General features: G+C 34.2%; 14 protein-coding genes. 6 read left to right on the top strand and 8 right to left on the bottom strand.

All coding sequences use genetic code 11. The annotated features are described in order from the left end of the window. The first annotated feature begins 377 nt into the window (after nt 1-377). Both ACYUCW_RS07165 and ACYUCW_RS07160 read left to right on the top strand, forming a co-directional pair. Nucleotides 378-1,214, top strand: coding sequence for a helix-turn-helix domain-containing protein (locus ACYUCW_RS07165; protein WP_004244000.1), 837 nt, complete (start codon nt 378-380; stop codon nt 1,212-1,214). Nucleotides 1,215-1,280: 66 nt separating this feature from the next. Beyond that, nucleotides 1,281-2,141 carry a T3SS regulon anti-activator ExsD domain-containing protein gene (locus ACYUCW_RS07160; RefSeq protein WP_460408317.1) on the top strand — a complete coding sequence of 287 codons (861 nt, stop codon included), beginning with the start codon at nt 1,281-1,283 and terminating at the stop codon, nt 2,139-2,141. 57 nt (nt 2,142-2,198) lie between these two features. Here the strand turns inward: ACYUCW_RS07160 and ACYUCW_RS07155 are convergent, their stop codons facing one another. From ACYUCW_RS07155 to ACYUCW_RS07145, 3 genes are read right to left on the bottom strand one after another with little or no spacing between them, the layout of a single operon-like run. Next, the gene (locus tag ACYUCW_RS07155) at nt 2,199-3,311 is read right to left on the bottom strand and encodes an FKBP-type peptidyl-prolyl cis-trans isomerase (protein WP_239508370.1); all 1,113 of its coding nucleotides are present in this window, start codon (nt 3,309-3,311) and stop codon (nt 2,199-2,201) included. Between the two features lie 32 nt (nt 3,312-3,343). After that, entirely contained in the window at nt 3,344-4,666 is a 1,323-nt protein-coding gene (locus ACYUCW_RS07150; protein ID WP_460408316.1) for a hypothetical protein, read from the bottom strand. A gap of 5 nt (nt 4,667-4,671) precedes the next feature. Next, the gene (locus ACYUCW_RS07145) at nt 4,672-5,124 is read right to left on the bottom strand and encodes an outer membrane protein assembly factor BamD (protein WP_087726437.1); all 453 of its coding nucleotides are present in this window, start codon (nt 5,122-5,124) and stop codon (nt 4,672-4,674) included. A gap of 462 nt (nt 5,125-5,586) precedes the next feature. On the opposite strand from ACYUCW_RS07145, the gene ACYUCW_RS07140 reads away from it, so the two are divergent. The 3 genes from ACYUCW_RS07140 (at nt 5,587) to ACYUCW_RS07130 (ending at nt 7,363) form a co-directional block, all read left to right on the top strand. After that, nucleotides 5,587-6,135 carry an NADPH-dependent FMN reductase gene (locus ACYUCW_RS07140; protein ID WP_004244004.1) on the top strand — a complete coding sequence of 183 codons (549 nt, stop codon included), beginning with the start codon at nt 5,587-5,589 and terminating at the stop codon, nt 6,133-6,135. A 501-nt stretch (nt 6,136-6,636) separates the two neighbouring features. After that, nucleotides 6,637-6,846: a hypothetical protein gene (locus ACYUCW_RS07135; protein WP_004244005.1), complete on the top strand. Its 210-nt coding sequence runs from the start codon at nt 6,637-6,639 to the stop codon at nt 6,844-6,846. 307 nt (nt 6,847-7,153) lie between these two features. After that, nucleotides 7,154-7,363 (top strand): sigma-S stabilization anti-adapter protein IraP, encoded by a 210-nt coding sequence (locus tag ACYUCW_RS07130; protein WP_004244007.1) that lies wholly within the window; start codon nt 7,154-7,156, stop codon nt 7,361-7,363. Between the two features lie 268 nt (nt 7,364-7,631). On the opposite strand, the gene ACYUCW_RS07125 is transcribed toward ACYUCW_RS07130, so the two are convergent. The 5 genes from ACYUCW_RS07125 to ACYUCW_RS07105 are packed head-to-tail and all read right to left on the bottom strand — an operon-like array spanning nt 7,632 to nt 13,574. Then, entirely contained in the window at nt 7,632-8,360 is a 729-nt protein-coding gene (locus ACYUCW_RS07125) for a fimbrial assembly chaperone (RefSeq protein WP_004244011.1), read from the bottom strand. Further along, nucleotides 8,326-9,669 (bottom strand): fimbrial usher protein StbD, encoded by a 1,344-nt coding sequence (gene stbD, locus ACYUCW_RS07120; RefSeq protein WP_163748548.1) that lies wholly within the window; start codon nt 9,667-9,669, stop codon nt 8,326-8,328. Before stbD ends, ACYUCW_RS07125 begins: the two co-directional genes overlap by 35 nt. Nucleotides 9,670-9,672: 3 nt before the next feature. Further along, the gene (locus ACYUCW_RS07115; protein ID WP_163748546.1) at nt 9,673-12,237 is read right to left on the bottom strand and encodes a fimbrial outer membrane usher protein; all 2,565 of its coding nucleotides are present in this window, start codon (nt 12,235-12,237) and stop codon (nt 9,673-9,675) included. Continuing rightward, entirely contained in the window at nt 12,221-12,979 is a 759-nt protein-coding gene (locus ACYUCW_RS07110) for a fimbria/pilus periplasmic chaperone (RefSeq protein ID WP_049213459.1), read from the bottom strand. Before ACYUCW_RS07110 ends, ACYUCW_RS07115 begins: the two co-directional genes overlap by 17 nt. A 58-nt stretch (nt 12,980-13,037) precedes the next feature. Further along, on the bottom strand, nt 13,038-13,574 hold the full coding sequence (locus tag ACYUCW_RS07105) for a fimbrial protein (RefSeq protein WP_004244016.1): 537 nt from the start codon (nt 13,572-13,574) through the stop codon (nt 13,038-13,040). Nucleotides 13,575-14,091: 517 nt separating this feature from the next. On the opposite strand from ACYUCW_RS07105, the gene ACYUCW_RS07100 reads away from it, so the two are divergent. Then, nucleotides 14,092-14,838 (top strand): winged helix-turn-helix domain-containing protein, encoded by a 747-nt coding sequence (locus ACYUCW_RS07100; protein ID WP_049213457.1) that lies wholly within the window; start codon nt 14,092-14,094, stop codon nt 14,836-14,838. Nucleotides 14,839-14,971: the final 133 nt, after the last annotated feature.

The raw sequence follows: 14,971 nt of genomic DNA, 5'->3' as shown, positions 1-14,971 counted from the left end.
GCTTTACAGTGTAAATTTTAAAATGAAATATAACTAATTGTTATTTATAGAATAAATAACCCTATTTCATTATCTGTCAATATATTATTACAAAATTCTACTAAATTTTGTCGCATTCTTTTCATTAAATGACTAGCTTAATTAAATTGTTTTTGCAATCTATAAAAAATGACATTAAATTAAACAAATGATTTATCTTAAATTAGAAATGGCAACTTCAATGTCTAATATCTAAAAAAAAACCACATCATAATAAAGAAAACATTCTATTTTTTATTTTTAATACTCTTTAAATAATAAAGAAGCTACTACTTTATATTCTTTTTATTTATTGGTATTAAATACAGTGATACTTATATAATAATTTTGGGCGAAAAATGAATACAATACAATGTGGTGAAAACACTAAACAAGATTGCGTTATTCAAAAACTCTCTTATTTTTATCCGCAATATCAAATATTAGAAAATAACCAAAAAGCTTTATACATAATCAGAAATAATGCGCTGGTATTACAAAACTGCACAAATACAATAACTATTAACAAAGATCAGATTATTTTCTTACAACAAGGAAATTATACCATAAAAACGCTAGGCAATGAGCCTTGTGAAACAATTTATATTCCTCTTTCTGATGATTTCTTAAGAAATTTCATGTCAAAAAATAGTGATATTCTCAGTAATATCGATAGAGAGGAAAATTTCTCATCGGCTTTTATCTGTTTTGAAGATTCACCTCTGATCCATTTTTGTAGTAATGGTTTTGATTATCTTTCTTCACAAAATTGTCCAGATACTTTTACTCAATTACGTATTGAAGAAATGCTCATTCTATTACTTTCTTCCGAGCAAGGTGCCAATCTTATGGCGTTACTACGCCAATTAAGTCATAGGCAAGTTGATCGCTTGAAAATATTTATGGAAAAAAACCATCTAAAAAATTGGAAGCTAAAACAGTTTGCTCGCGAGTTTGGTATGGGTCTCACCACATTTAAAGAGTTATTTAATCATGTTTATGGAACATCGCCAAGAACATGGATATGCGAAAGAAGAATTATTTACGCACATCAATTATTATTAACAACAGAAATGAGTATTGTCGATATTTCTATGGAGTCAGGATTCTCTAGCCAATCTTACTTTACACAAAGCTATCATCGACGTTTTAATATGACACCGAGTAAAGCGAGACATCTTAAATTAAAATTATAAAAAATCCGACCTATTATCATAATATCATCATTCAATTCATCGCTAGAATATGCAAAATTTGTTCTGATGAGTGAAACTATTGTGATAAAGCGACAAACTAATACTAGCAAATACCAATATTATCGTTATTTTAATTTGCTAAAAAAAATGATGGCAGATGAAAATAAGAAAACTGTTGATAATTTATTTAATCTTCAGTTTTCTTTACTTATTACAAATAATGATATAAATGAGAAACAAATTAAAATATTATCTCGTTTATTATGCCGTGAAGCTGTAGACAGTTTATTGCAATCCACATGGTTTTTACGCAAAAAACATTGCTCAGTGCCATTAACTAAAGAAAATATTAATGCCGTAGTAAATTTGGCTGATAAGTACCAATCTAATATATCAGATATTAATTGGAACGCTTTAAATGCAAAAATCAACATTGCTGATCATGCACGTTTAATTCAAGCTATCATAAAACCCATTTTTATTTGGTGGGTTGAGCATATAACACCGCATATATTTACACTTTATGAGATAAAAAAAGATCTCAAATATCAAATTAATCAATGTGAAAACATTAAATTATTTGAAGAAAAGGAACCATCAAATATAGCCTCTTCTTTTTTATCTTTAGAAGATATAAAAACAAAATTAGAAGCTGATAAAGCACGGATCGTTGTGATAGATGATTTGCTGAAAAAGGATATTAAATTAGTTATAGAAGCTTGGGAAAAAGAGCCAGTATTCAATAAAAAAATAAATAATACATTAGAGTACTTACAAAATACACAACCGCATCCTGAGTTATTACAACCATTATGGGATATTTTAATCACTATTCCACAACACCCTGAAAATTGTAAAAAACTAAAACACTGGCTAGTAGAACACTCTTTATGTTTAATTAATGATGAATTTATGTGGCATGTATAAAATATCAGCTCTTCATTATTTATAGAAGAGCTGACAACGGTAATTTATTAAAGGGTGCTATTTGATAGCTAAAATTTCAATTGTCACTATAGACATCGATTCTGGAGGTACTTGCCCTGGGATACCATCTTTCCCATACCCGCCATCAGGTTTAATATAAATTTTAGCTTTGCCATTTAAGCCTGCTTTAGCAACAAAAGTATTAAGAGGCAGTGGAAGTTGGCGGTATGGTAAAATTAACGGCTTAGCTTTGTCATAATTAAGTGTTACTGTACCATCAGTTAATTGTTCATGCATAGCGAAAACAACTGTTTTACCTGCAATTGAATCCACAGGTTTCCCTTGTTTTAGGATTTTAAAGTAAGTGTTATCATCGTATTGCACATAGTTCTGTTTTTGTATTTCCGACAGAATTGATTTATTTCGTTGGGCATTATCTTTACCGATAATTGAATAGGCATATGCAAGCTGACTTGCAATAATCTGCCCTTCTCCCATAGCTTTATCCAATTGCTGTTTTAATGTTTTATTCTCTTTTTGAACACTCGCACTTTCGCTATTTATTTTTTTAATTTCACTCTCTTTTTCTTTTAATTGCTCACTTAATTTTAATTCTTTTTCTTCAAGTGTTTTCGTTAGCGCACGCTGAGCTTCAAGCTGCTTAGAGACTTCATTAAACTCTTTTTGAGAATTCGCTAAAACACTTTCTTGTTGCTTAAATTGAGCCGTCGATTCTACTTGCTGCTGTTTTAATGAAGCAATTAGTTGGTTACTTTCAGAATTTTGTTTTGCTAACTGATCTTTAGCTTGTGTTAATTGTGTCGTTAATTTATCAGTAAGCGATTGTTTTTCTGCTAGTTGTTTCTCTAATTGAGCATAAGCGTTATCGTTCGCTATTTTGCTCTCTTTAAGTTGCCCAATGGTGGTATTGTTCTCTTTAAATTGGGTATCCAATGCTTGATACTTATTGGCGAGATCTGCCTGAGCTTTCTCTAATTTAGCGATTACACCATTTTTTTCTGAAATCAAAGCATCAAAAGCTTTCTCGCCCGTAGATAAACTTTTTTTCAGCTCAGCTAATTCATTAACCTTATTTTGTAACTCAAGCTTCAACGCTGGGATCTGTGTTAATTGATCATCTGCTTGTGCTTTTTGTTGTTGAAGAGTCACTAACGAATGATTTAACTGTTGTTGCTCTTGGTTTATTTTTTTATGTGATCGTTAAGTTGAGCTATCTGTTGGCGTTGGGTATCAATTAACTGATTATTCTTAGCTAGAGTAGCTTCAAAAGAGGCTTTGTTTTTAGCTAATTGATTTTCTAAAGATTGGCGCACTGCTGATAAATTAGTTAAAGAATTTTGTAGTACCTCAATCTCTTTTTTAGCACTGTTATTTGTTAATAACCGTTGAGCCTGCCCATATTGTGATTGTAGCTGCTGTTTTTGTTGCTCAAGTTGAGCAACATGGGTAGTCAATTGATTTAATTTTTGTGCCTGAATATCAAAATCTTCTTGCTGTTTAGTTAATACTTTATTTTTTTCTGTCGCATCAAACAGCAACTGATCTTTTTCAGCTAATTGTGCAAGCAACGTATCCTGCTCTTTTTTAGACTGTGCTAATTCATTTTGTAACTTAGCCACAGACTGTTTTAGGCTATCATCATTAAGTAAATTATTCGCTACAGCCAGTTTATCCTGCGTTTTTGCCAATTCCGCTGTTAATTGTTGAACTTTTTCTTCTGCGGTTTGCAGTTTAGTTAAACTTTCAGTTAATAACGCGGTTTGTTCAGTAAATTTCTGATACAGACGTTGATATTTTTCGCGAGTATTTGCTAAACGATTTAATAGCTCTTTATTAAAGAGAGGTTGCTTATGGTCAAGCAAAGAACGTTTAAATTGATATAAAAAATGAAAAGGTATTTCAGTCACTGAATACACTGTATTTGGAATGAAATCTAATAAAGTATTATCAGTAGACTGATATGGCTGCCCTGGATAACGCTTACGCGTATAAAGCATTAGAGGATTATAGACCACGGATTTACTTTGATAATACCGATTCAAGTCCTCAGGGGTAAATTGCGGTTTAATCGGTACAAACGAAAGCAGTGGTGTTAAATAATGAGTGTAATCACTGTTTATTTTGTTGGTATTTGTAGATACCACAGAGCATTGTTCAGACAAAGTCACCTGAGGTACAGAGGGAGTCGCCACTACTGGCTGATGCTCATTGCGTACCACGGTTTGATGTTCATTCCGTACAACAGGCTGTTTAGGCTGAATTTTTTGTTGTGGTTTTTGTGGTGGCTTTTCCTTTAATGTCACAGTGGAACGCACCGTTCCACTACGCTGATCGGGAGTAGATGAAGATGAAATTATTGCAGAGGGTTCAGGCTTAATATCAACGGGCTGTTGTGCTTCTAAATAACGGTCAAAATCTTCAATGACAAAATTAAACTCATTATTAGCAAAAGACAGCGCCGGAAACATCATAAAAGCGAGACAAGCACTCTGCTTTAATTTCATAGTAATTATTCACCTAATTTCTTCAATGTCGAATTCACAGACATAACCGAAAGATAGCGCACTTTAGCACATAGTACTTCGGTCTTAGATTCGATACTCATTTTTAATAATGCTAAGCTATCTTTACTGGCGGTATTTTCAACACTACGGTATAACGCATTAATTTCACTGATTTCCTTAAATTCATCCACCATAGATTTATACTCTGCTGGTGAAAATGTTTTTAAAGAATCAAGTTGCTTGATACATGCTGTTTGTGATGCCAGTTTTTGCTCCCCTACGTTCATCTGTTGATAATTATTATCAGCAGGTGAACTTACCGTGGATTGCACCTGTGTTGGCACCACCTCCACAGGTTGGCTATCACCAGATAAAATGCTACATCCCGATAGTGTGAGAACAGTAACTGCCATAGACAGAGCTAAAACATTGTTTTTATTTTTCAATAAGGACATCATTTTTCCTTAATTCCGATCAGTCTAAATAAGAGCGTATGTAGTATCGCATTTTAAGCTATCTTATTATAATTTTCTATTGTCTATTGCGTACTAAGTCAATAACCTAGCGCATAAATGACAATAACGGCTCCTATCCTTTCATTTCATTATTTTTTCTTACAACATTGCATCCGTCACATTAAAATCATCATTAAATGAGTATCGGTATTTTTAATTGGAAAAATGTTGTCGTGTTAGAAGCAGTTATTTCTACACAATGAAGATAATAGCAGATAATCAGAAAAATAATAACATCTAATTTTATCATTTAATTACCTTTATAAGGTGTAAAATAATACTCTTTTAATGTGTTATAATTACTTTTATTTTGTTGCTGTTTTCTATTATCAGGATAAAATCAAAATATGAATATCAAAATAGTAATTGATATTCATTGTTATCCTTCAATATAGGAGAGTTAAGATGAGTCATTTTAACATTGGTGTTGTAGTCGGAAGCTTAAGAAAAGATTCCTATAATAAACAAACAGCAAAAGCATTAACCTCGCTATTTCCTCAAGAATTTACTTTTCAGTTCCTTGATATCGGTACTCTTCCTCTCTACAACCAAGATGATGACGACAAAACACCTGAAGCCGTTGTCGAGTTTAAGCAACAAATTAAGCAATGCCAAGGCATTATCTTCGTAACACCTGAATATAACCGCTCAATCCCTGGTGTGCTAAAAAATGCGTTAGATCAAGCCTCTCGCCCTTATGGTACTAATGCATGGGATAGTATTCCTGCTGGGATCATCGGTGTTTCAATCGGTAATATTAGTACTGCTATTGCACAACAGCACCTGCGTAATTCATTAGCATTTTTAAATATGCCAACCTTAAATCAACCAGAATGTTTTTTAAAATGGTATGATGGAATGGTAGAAAACGGTCAGTTTTCTGAAAAAACAGCAGGTTTTATGCAAAACTGGGTTAATAGCTATATTAACTTTGTAAAGCATAATCAAAAATAGCTTAAAATAGTCCTAAATAGATTTCACAGAGTGTGGTTTATAATAATTACACTCTGTTTTATTTTAAAGAGAGGGAAAGTAAAACTAACTTGCTAACCAATCAATAAAAATATAATTAACTATTAATTATCAATATTTAAATAGTACCTCCTAATAATAACTAACTTTATTATAGCAAGTAGCTCATGTATAAAAATGACATTTAATAATCTATTTAAAATAGTAAGTGGTATGGTATTTTTAGTCTATTAGTTAGCGCAATTAAAAAACCAATCAATAAAATCATTATGTTATTCTTTCTATCTAGCTCATAAAAACTAATAAATTAGATATTACTTTAGTTACCAAAACAAGGGGAGAATAATTATTATCACTCATTTCACACATCTTGCGCCTATTAAACATATTGTGCGTTATATCTCTCAATAATCTCTTTCTATAATTGTGATATATAAAAAAATTACTTATATTAATAATCCATTAGATACTGACAGGTAAATCATGGATAACAACTTAAGAGAAATCGAATGCGAGCTCGCTGCTTTAAAAATAGTCACTAAATCTCTACTTTGTGCATTAAATGATAAGCAACGACGCGATATGTTAGGCAATATATCTTTAGTTATTGAAGATACTTCAAGCAGATATCCACATCACAATGAAGTTATAAATCTTACTGAGCAATATGTGAAAAAACTTATCCAAGCATAGACTCATTATATGATTTTAATGGTTTCCCCACCAATTTAACATCATAGGATGCACAATATTGCATCCTATGCTCTTCTTTTTACTAAAATAACGTTCACTCTTTTCTATTACTTAAGTCAAATATAACCTCTTACACTCTATCTTTATCCTCCAGTGATTAAGTTAATAAAATAGATCACTTTAGATAAAGCGCATCTGTAAAAGCGTTCTTTCTGTACTAATACATTTTTTACTTGGATTTACTTAAATAATTAATTAATATGCAAAATTATCCCATTGCTATCGTAATAGTTCCTCGGAAGAATATATGGAAAAAAAATTAGTTAACATAGAACATGAAGTTGCGGCATTAAAAGTGATTTTAAAATCACTATTACTTACATTAACAAATAAACAAAAGGAATCTGTTATATATGATATAAACAAAACCATTAGAAATGCTTATGCTGAACATCCACAATACCAAGATATAATAGAAAAAACCGAACAATACATAAAAAAGATACTCCAAAAATAGTTGTGATTTACATCACTATCAGTAAATAGCTATAACTATTTATATTGTTATTCATTATTTTTAGCTTTATATCTATAAATGCTGAGTTATTTTAATATGACATCATCAATGATTGATTGAGTTATAATATATGGCTATTATTTGCCATGTTATAAAAAAAACAACAACACAAAGAATTATTAAATTTATTAATAAATTACATACAGTTAAAATATTAAATCTAGTATATTATTTTTTTAGATATTCTCTACCCATTCTCTCCCATTGATCAGTTTGTTAAAGTTGTTGAATACACTCGCCAATTTCCTGAATCATTGATCACGGCATAATCTATCTTAGTTCCTTCAACAACGGATTGTGGTAAATCAAGATAGTTTTTTTCATAGGGCGCCAGCATAATATTATGCTGTCTACGCTTATCAATGCTAGTCATGATCACTAGACTCATATACCACGGTGTGGGGTTTGTTATCATCACACCATGTGAGGTAGCACTAAAATGTAGACGCTGTTCATCCTTTTCTGTCGGTACTTTTAATCCTGCGGGGCGAATAAAAACTTTTAATCGCAAACGTAGTGGTAAAATTAATTTTCGTGACACATCTTGTGTTGCGAGGTTTTCTGGTGGTATCTGATAAAGGTTAAGCCAAAATACACTTTCTCTATCGGTGGGTAAATTATCACGAGAACTAAGCACTAAACGAAGTGACCTCAACTCACCAGGAGCCATTTTAAAGATAGGTGGTAATATAATAAGTGGTGTTCTGTTCGTATCTGGTGAAGAGTGAATATCACCAATATCGGACCAAACCTGTACCAACATAGGTATCGCACTATCATTTGCAAGTGTTAGTGATTGGTTTATATCATTTGCTGCAAAAACTATCCGAGTTCGATCAACATTAATCGCAGCAAATGATGATATGACAATACCAATTGATAGAAATAGTAATATAACTAGCTTATTGAAAACTAACCACGGCTTGTAATTGTGCATTAACACTCCCCACGGTTACGGTTTGTCCACTAAGAGCTTCTAAAGAAGCAGTAAAATCACCATGCCAAGTTTCTATAGAACCATTTTCTTTTGTACCAGAAAACGTAGTAAGATCTTTATACGCATACCACCCTCGAGTACTTCCACTTGCCGTCACCATCCTGTCCGGTAGCAAATTAATTGCAGCACCTTGTTTATCATAGATTTTGATCCCAACCCCAGAAGCAACGCCTTTTTCACCATAATGTGTATCCAATAGCCATGTTAATCCACCACCAGATGTTGTTAGACCTAAACGACGGGCGGCCGCAACCGCCGTAGGTTGATTAACTAAAAAGCCCATTGCTACATTCGCAATATTAGTTGTAGGGTGAGTTGAAGACATTGCTCCTGATTCGCAATTAAGTGTAAGACTAAATGTTGCTTGACTGCTTTGCCCTGAAGAGAGTGCCCTAACAGTAATTTGAGGCAGGATAACTATTGAGGGATAATCCTCTATTGTACAAGTTGCACCTCGAATATAAGTAACTTGATTATAAGTTCCCCATGCGCCCGGCCATACATATGGCCATCCCAAATATTTATTGGCATGATCATCTCCTTCTTGGATAGCAAAAGTATCTAAGCCAGGCCCTTTAAAAGCAATATAACCTCGAGGTTGGTTATAAGTATCTTTATTAATTCTACCCGCATAAATAAACTGATCTGAGGCTGAGATTTTTATCATCTCATACAATATATTGCTAAATGCGCTAGCAGGAATATAAATAGCGTGATCATCTTGAAACCAACTATCTGCCGTAAGTTGGCGCTGTTTCCAATAACGACTATAATACTCTCCTGTACTAAGATTAGTCATACGTACAGCGACATTACGTTCTACATCATAATAGGCTCCTTCCAATTCTTTCGCCGGACGCCCTCCCACAAATATGTTATCACCATTGGTGGAATACAATTCATAAAGTTGCCCTGCATCCTTTAGCTCACAACGAAAAAGGATCTGTTTCGCACTATATGGTGTTCGAGTTGCTGATGTAAGAAAATTAGCAATAGAGCTCGCTAGTACAGTACCAGAAGGTTGAAATTTATTACTGGTACTCACACTAATTACAGATGGTAAGCCTAAATGCCCAATATTATCATCAAAGGCACCATACCAGTTACGAGCAGTATAGCCTGCCTTAATTGCACTATCGGATAGAAAACTATTATCTGTTACCTTAATACATACCGCTTTGCTTACAACGCTAAAGATCAGACTAATGAAACAAATAACTAATAGTAACATTCGGTGAAAATACAACATGGTTTATTTATCCTCACAAATTGTCGTTAGATAAATCACCTTTTTAGATGAATGTAAATCAATCTGGTAAGGAACTCGACAATATTGATTAACACTTTTTCCCCAACGAATAAGTAGTCTTCCTGAATTATGATTAATTCGGGCATAAACTTGCCCTCCTTGTCCGACCATTCCTATTACCGCCCCTTCATCACTGAGCACTTCAGCGCCCATTGGTGGTATACTGCCATCTTTCTTTTTCACGTCTATTAGTACCGCCTTACCTGTAATTGTTGCAAAATTGACTTTAGCCACTGCACCTGAATATGGAACAACTTGCTGGCTTCCCCCTGACAATTCGGTATCACGGTTCATATGGCGGGTATCAAGGGAGATATTATTGCGACGGTATGGTGATAAAGTGGGCAAAATGGCATAACCAAAATGATCGATGACGGCTCCTTGCCCATTTTGTACAACAGCACCTTGCGCCCCATCAGCATGAATTAAGGCAAAGGTATCACTAGTGTAAGGGCCTAAAGTTATCCCACCAGAATGCAAAACTAAGGTTCCTGACGTACCTAGGGATAATTGACGATAATTTTTACCCTGATCAAAACCTGCTCTCAGTGTTCCCAAGCTAGTATTTTGTTGAAAGCCAGCACCAAAGTTTGTCGATAAATGTTCCTTACCATAACGATGGTGATCATAACCACCATATAATGACCAAGAAAAATCACTTTGATCTCCACTAGAGCCAGTAATAGATAGCGTTGAAGATTGACTGTTTCGTGATTGGCTATAATTTATTGCTACCGAAGTACGGTTGTCTTTCCAATCAAATGGAATAGAAAGAGTCAATGACAGTATTGTTTCAGTATATTTTTGCTTTTGGCTTTGATCTTGCAATTCATCAATATGGTGATAAAAATGATCACCATAATCCTGAGTAGTACGCTGTCTTGCAAGGTTAAGACCGTAGCTTAACTTTCGCCACTGGTTGCTATAACCTATTTGTAACTGAGTGATCCGCGATTGATTATGGTAATAATCAGCGGTACTGGCACTAAGATTAACAGTACCGAACTGGCCTAATGGCTGGCTGATTGTTGCAGAAAGACGATTTTTTTGGTGAAGAATATCGGAATAGTAATCAATACCCGTTTTCAGTTGGCGACGTACACCAAGTACATCTTGTAAATCACGAAAACCATCCGTTGAATAGCGGTAAGCGGCTAAAACTAAGTTAGTCCCTGAAGAAAACGTTTTACTATAACTTAACTCTGCACGCCAACCTTGTTTGCGATCATCATGCTGTATACGCGCATGAGACAAAGTTGCATTCATGCCAATAGCGCCAAGGCGAGTTGCCCATACTGCGCCCCCCAACCAGGCGTAATAATCTTTGGCTAATCGCGATCCAAGATTAATGGTGAGGTTGTTATTAATACCAAACTGAGCAGTACCTTCAAAAAAACGGTTATCAACATGCTTATATTGCCTCACCTTCCCCAAAGAAAAAGAGTAATGCCAATTACCAGGACGTACCGAATCAGGAACCGATGAATAAGGAACAATAAAATGTGAAATTTTTCCGTTAGCTTCAATTACCTCAACCTGTAAATCCCCTTGATTCTTTGTGTTATAAAGATCATCAATATAGAATGGACCTGGTGGAACGTGAGTTTCATAAATTACTTTTCCCAACTGCTTAATCACGACTTGAGCACTGCTAGCCGCTACACCATGCACCTCTGGTGCATAGCCACGTTTACCTTGTGGCCACATACGTTCATCAGTTGCGAACTTTATGCCACTAAACAATAAACTACCAAATAGACTAGGATCTGTGTAATTATCTCCTAGTGTCATGATACTGTTAATCGCAGAAATTGGCCGTTGCAACCATGTACGAACACTCGTGTAATACCAGTCGCTACCCTGATTATGACTATCGGTATGGCGTAGATTTCCTTGATGCCGCACCTGCCATAATCCAAAATTGCTACCAACATTGATGCCACTCCATAAATATTGTGAGTGCAAGTGCTGGTCTGTATTTTCAGTATAAGTCCAATTGGTATTGTGACGTAAAAAAAGAGCTAGTACACCACTATCCCATTGTGAGGGAGATATATAGCCCCGTGGCCGATGAATTAATTCATTCATTGGGATGCTAAGTCGTAATTGTAAAGTAGCTCGATCAAAATGCCATTCCCCTTGTGATACCCATTGCCTAAGAGAACGACAACTTTTACCATGATCTACCGCCTTATCTGATAGCGATTTAACTTGTGCTTCTTGCATTAAAGATAAAGGTAAACACGGTTCCACTTGTTTTCCATTATTAATGGATTTGAAAATAATTTTCAGGCTTGATTTTATGAGAGTATCATTCACAAAAACATCCACAATGTACTCACCTGCCAATATTTCACCTCCATTAATACTGGCAATGCTTTTGCTATAAGCAGAACCTTGTAAAAGAGTGGGATCAAAATAGTACTCTTCCTCCGCCGCCTGACAGGTAAAGCAAATCGCTATCATAAAGGCCATATTTTTATAGTGAAATTTAACCTTCGTTAACATGATAATACTCACTTATCCTTGCACCTTGATCATTAATGAGTGTCACGGTAACAGTACCTCGTAGTGATTTGAGATTAAGCTTGCGAGGTAACCAAAAAGTATGGTGAGAAAAAGGGGATATCATTTCAATATCAAGTTGATGCGTCGTACCATTTAATGTAACGCTTAAGTTACTCATTGATGCAAACCATGGATTAGGGTTATCAACGGTGATGCCAATCCCTTTTTTAGTATCACGAAACATAGTTACATGGAGTTTTTTGACTAGATTATCTGGTGAGCCGATCTGTTCTGGTCGGTAAAAGAGTTTAATACGAGTGCGTAACATCACCAGGACTTTATTTTGTTTTTCCCCGCCTATATTGGCTGGAGGAACTTGTAACGCATTAAACCAAAATAAAGACTCACGATCTTGTGGTAAAGATTTATTAGCTCCATAAACAATGCGTACTATCTGCCCTGATTTCGGTAAAATACGAAACACTGGTGGGGTGGAGATAAAAGGAATAGTACTCGCGTTTTCTGGTTTAAGATCAATATCGCCATCATCAAACCAAGTTTGCACAATATAAGGGAATGCATCGTTATTTTTTAGTTGCACATCAACTGAAGGAGCGGTTGATGGATAAATAATACGACTACCAATAATAGTCACACTGGCCCATGATATAGTCATGGGAAAAATAAATAGCATTAGCGTAACGAGATAACGAATTGCAACGCAAGTAGCATCCTTTTTCATCTTAATAACTCCATGATGATTAAAAGCCCGACAAGTGATATCGGGCCGAATAACGGTGTTACAGATAAGAAACCGCATATTGTAGAGTTGCTTCAACAGTACCCGCTGATGCGGCACCTGTAGCATAGTATTGTGCAGTGTAAGTTGCGCTGGCTTGCGTTTCTCCTGGCTTTAATTGCAGATCTCCCTCACCTTTAAAACCACCAGTTAAATTGATAACTTTCTGAGCAGTATCCAGAAGTTGAATTTCCACATTGGTAGCGTTTCCCGTATTGCCAAGGTTGCCATTGCTGGTAACTTGATTGCCGACAAAAACCGTCGATATTTTAGTGGGTTTATCTGTATTACCTGTACAACCAGAAAGACCAATATCAAATGTTACCTGTCCTGCGGTATCTCCACTATCTTTTAGCTCCTTGGCACTAACAGTCGGTAAAATAACCACAGGTTTTGCCTGATTACCATTAATTGAGACAGAACAAGTTTCATCAGAAACTTCCCCCTGAAAAGTAATAGTATTATCAGATAACGCCAATGCATTAGTAGAAAGAAAGAACGTTGCAACAAATAAAGCTAGTGTTGTTTTTTTTAACATATTCGTATATTTCCTTTATTGATATTTATTTTTAATTAATATTACTTCTCTCTATAAGAAAACAGATAAAGTAGATATATTTATTCATTTTATATGACATTATTTTCTCGTTATATTTATATACAGAGGGTGCCTTAATGTTTATATGTTGATACATTAATCGCAACTTTCCCTATAAATAAATTAATTTGTTACATTAATCTTAAGCTAAGATTAAGAAACAACTTTATAAAAGTGCTTACAACACATCTGAATAACTCTTAATTTTTTCTTACTCACTAATTAAGTTAAATTTCAGAAGTTAGAATAAAGGTAAAAAAATAGCCCAAAACAAGAATAATGCATTGATAATTAATAAATAAATATCTTAATACACCTTATAAAATCATATCCATGCCCTTTATCCTAATATGAGAGATGTTAATAATGTGAATATATTGCTTTTATCCATGTTAATATAGTGTTCTACGCACAAAACTAGATAGTAGTATTAGATGAATTTAAATTCAGGCTTACTATGGATGAGAAAAAATTCTTAATTGATGAAAAAGTAATATTTGACAGCAATAAAATGATATTAGCTAACAATAATAAAATTATTAAGATCTCGGAATCAGAATCTAATTTATTACTTGCTTTCTATCAGGGGATATATAAGAAAGAAGATATTATTAATTTTGTTTGGAAAAACCGTGCAGGTTGTGTTTCTGAATCGAGTTATTACAAACTTATTAATCAGATACGTAATAATTTTACCCTTATAGGTTTAAATGCAGATGACATAGTGACTCGTCCAAGAATTGGTATCTCACTAACGGTAACACTAGAGCCAATAGTAACGGAAAAAACTACACCATACGAAAGCAGTAAAGAGTTAGAGAATACAAGGGATCAACAACCAAAAATAATTTCTAGCAATAGCATAATCCCCAGAAAAAAATTATTGATTATTTTGGGGAGTATCCTAATTCTACTGTCTACGATAGCGTTACTGATAGTGCATGGTCATGAATCACATAGATACCATAGTCACTTCCAGCTCCTTGGTCACTATGATAGTTATCATTTTTATAAAATGACTACAGATAAAGTGGCATTTGAAGAAGTGGTTGCAGCATACGATAGTCTGACACTACCAATATGTCGCGCAAATGGGCACTATCTTTATTATATCCGAGAGCCAAATATGGATCTTTTTTTACAATGTTTGAATCCTGTTGAATCGGCGGTACCTAAATGCATGACAATAAAAGAACGTTATTAATCATCCTATGTCTTTTGTTATGTGGATGTATCGCGCTAGTAATTTGGGTATTAGACAGCTATAAACGTGATACGCTGGAAATACAAAATCTTATTTGTACAGCAAAATCAACTATCTATATAAAACCTAAACA

The organism is Proteus sp. MB838 (genome assembly GCF_054767435.1).
Note: the sequence above shows the minus strand (reverse complement) of the source record. Positions and strands in the feature narration are given on the sequence as shown.